The organism is Cryobacterium flavum (assembly GCF_900103805.1).
In the GTDB taxonomy this organism is placed as follows: Bacteria; Actinomycetota; Actinomycetes; order Actinomycetales; family Microbacteriaceae; genus Cryobacterium; species Cryobacterium flavum.
Genome location: NZ_FNIB01000036.1, coordinates 1 through 2615, shown reverse-complemented (window position 1 = coordinate 2615; position 2615 = coordinate 1). Strand labels below are relative to the sequence as shown.

Genomic DNA, 2615 nt, shown 5'->3' with positions numbered 1-2615 from the left:
GGCCACTAGAAATGCCCGCTGGTGGCCATGAAAACTGCCCAGTCATGGCCAACAGATCTGCCCACCAAGATTTGGCGGCGGTGGCCATGCTCGGGAGCAGGATCAGGTCATCGGGGTCACGCCCTTCCCGGCGAGGGCCTGCGTGAGGCGGATGGAGTCGCCCGAGGTTTGGCAGACGTGAGCGTGGTGCAGGAGCCGGTCAACGGTCGCCGTCGCGAGGGTTTTCGGCATGAGCTCGTCGAATCCGGCGGGGTGAAGATTTGAGCTGACCGCGATGGATCGCTTTTCATAGGCGGCGTCGACGAGGCGATAAAGCCCCTCCGCCGCGTCGGTCCCGACGGCCAAGAGGCCTATGTCATCGATCACGATGAGGTCGGCGCGGAGGATGCGGGTGACGACGCGGGTGACGCTGTCATCGGAGCGGTGGGCGCGCATCAGCGCGCCGAGGTCCTCGAGGCGGAACCACGCCACCCGCATCCCGGCTTCGACGACCTGCTGGCCGAGGGCCTCGAGGAAGAACGTTTTCCCCGTGCCTGACGGCCCGCAAACCACCACGTTCTCTTTCCGCGCGATCCATTCCAGCGTGCGCAGCGACTGCTGGGTCGGCAGCGGGATCGACGACGCGGCGGGGTCCCAGGTGTCGAAGGTTTTCCCTGTCGGGAACCCGGCCGCTCTCCGCCGGGTGGCGAGCATGGACCGGGACCGTCCGGCGACTTCCTCGACGAGGAGAGCCTTGACGACCTCGGCAGGTTCCCAACGTTGGGTGCGAGCGGTGATGAGCAGTTCCGGCGCCAACGCGCGGGCGTAGGGCATCTTCAGCTGCCGCATCAACGCTTCCAGATCGGCCGGCAGTGGCGGCGCCGCGGCGGGGACTGGGCTCATGCGCACTCCTCCTGCTCGGGCGCAGCCGCGGGGACGGCGGGTGGCTGGCCGATCGCCGCCCACCCGCTCGTGCCCTGCGTCAAAGACCTGTTCTCGCTGGCGGTGTGGGTGCTGGTGCGTAGTCCAGTGGCGTTGAGGATGGACGCGAGGTCCTGGTGCGCGAAGCGGCCGTGGATGGCCGCGGTGCCGAGCGCCTGGTCGACGTCGGCCCGCCCGGCGATCTTGGCCAACGCGACCGCTTCAGCCATTTTCTGCTTCATCCGCATCGTGCCGACCTGGGCCGCTTCGAGCAGCCAGGTGTGCGCTCCCGCCCCGATCGCTAGGAACTCGGCCTCGGCGGCGCTGCGCGCTTTCACCGCGTAATCGCCGGGGATCTTGGGCGCATGGTCTGGGAAATGCGTGTCGTCAATCATCGGGCTGCCCGGCCGGCCCCGAGCGTGCCGGGCCACTTCCACCGGCCCCTCACTACTCTGATGCATCACGACGATGCGTTCGTCACGGCCGACGCCGTGGCTGCGGACGAAGACCTGCGCGCCGAGCAGGTGCGACGGCACCGAGTACTGACCGTTCTCGAACGTGACCATGGGTGTGTTGTCCGGGACGCTGCGCGAGAGACCGAACGAGACCGTGTGGGCGGTGGCGGGGATGCGGTGCAGTCGCGGTGTCTCTTCCAGCAGCATCGCGGCGGGCTTGCGGCGGGTGGCGCGGTGCTCGCGATTGTTGACCTCGTCCATGAACTCCTGACAGGCCGTTTCAATCTCGGCGAACGAGTCATACTCGGGCCGGAGGTTCGTGTCCTTCGGGACGATGTCGGCCTTGGCCAGTTTCACGGACGACTCGGACCCGCCCTTCGTCGCCGGGTCCGCCGGCTGGCAGGTGAGCACCGTCACGCCGTAGTGCCGGGCGAAGTCCACCGTCTGCAGGTTCCGCACCGGAACACCGGCGATGTGCGCCACGGTCACCGTTTTCTCGTTGTCGGTCAGGACGTAAGTCGGCGCGCCGCCAATGATGCGCAGCGTCCGGTCCAGCGCCGCAAACACCGTTGGCGCCGTCCGGTCACGCAGCACGATGACGATCCGAAACCGTGACCACGCCAACCACGCCACGAACAACACCGTCTTGCGCCCGTCGATTAGAGGGCCATCGCCGAAATCGTATTGCAGCCACTGGCCCGGCTCCGTCACCCACGGCCGGTGCACCCGCACGTTGCCCAGGCGAAAGTTGGCGCGGACCTGCGCGATGGCGCGCCGGGTGGAGCGCTCGGACCCGGTGTAGCCCAGAGCCAACAACTTGGTGTGGGCCTTGTCACCACGCAGCTTCCCATGTGACAGCTGAATCCACTCCTCCATCTTCGGCAGGAAAGGGTCCGTGACCCGGGCCCGAAAGACCGGTTCAGCGAGCGGGTGGCCCGCATCCCGCGCAGCAACATGCCGGGCGACAGTGTGGTGCGAACACCCCGTCAGCTCCGCAGCAGCGCGAAAAGATCGTGTCAGATCATACGCAGCGAGAATTTCCATAACTTCTACGTCTACCTTCATAAATGGGCCTCTTCCTGAACTGGCTTGATGCGTCTAGATACCGCAATCAAACCCCAGGGAGAGGCTCCCGCCGGTTAACCGGTCGGGCTCAGAAAAGGAAGTGGGCAGATCTCATGGCCACCAACGGGCAGATCTCCTGGCCGTCAGCGGGCAATTCCGTGGCCGCCTACGGGCAGCTTCTCATGTCCGCCGACA

The 2615-nt window shown here is 66.5% G+C and carries 2 protein-coding genes; both read right to left on the bottom strand.

Features of this window, described 5'->3' with window-relative positions:
* Positions 1-102: 102 nt before the first annotated feature.
* Complete coding sequence (istB, locus tag BLS91_RS19360) at positions 103-882, bottom strand: IS21-like element helper ATPase IstB (protein WP_092342705.1); 780 nt, start codon at positions 880-882, stop codon at positions 103-105.
* Positions 879-2420 (bottom strand): IS21 family transposase, encoded by a 1542-nt coding sequence (gene istA, locus BLS91_RS19355; RefSeq protein ID WP_092342703.1) that lies wholly within the window; start codon positions 2418-2420, stop codon positions 879-881. Before istA ends, istB begins: the two co-directional genes overlap by 4 nt.
* Between the last annotated feature and the right edge of the window lie 195 nt (positions 2421-2615).

Coding starts and splice junctions, on each gene's coding strand:
- istB (WP_092342705.1), bottom strand. CDS start 882: ATGAGCCCAGTCCCCGCCGCGGCGCCGCCACTGCCGGCCGATCTGGAA.
- istA (WP_092342703.1), bottom strand. CDS start 2,420: ATGAAGGTAGACGTAGAAGTTATGGAAATTCTCGCTGCGTATGATCTG.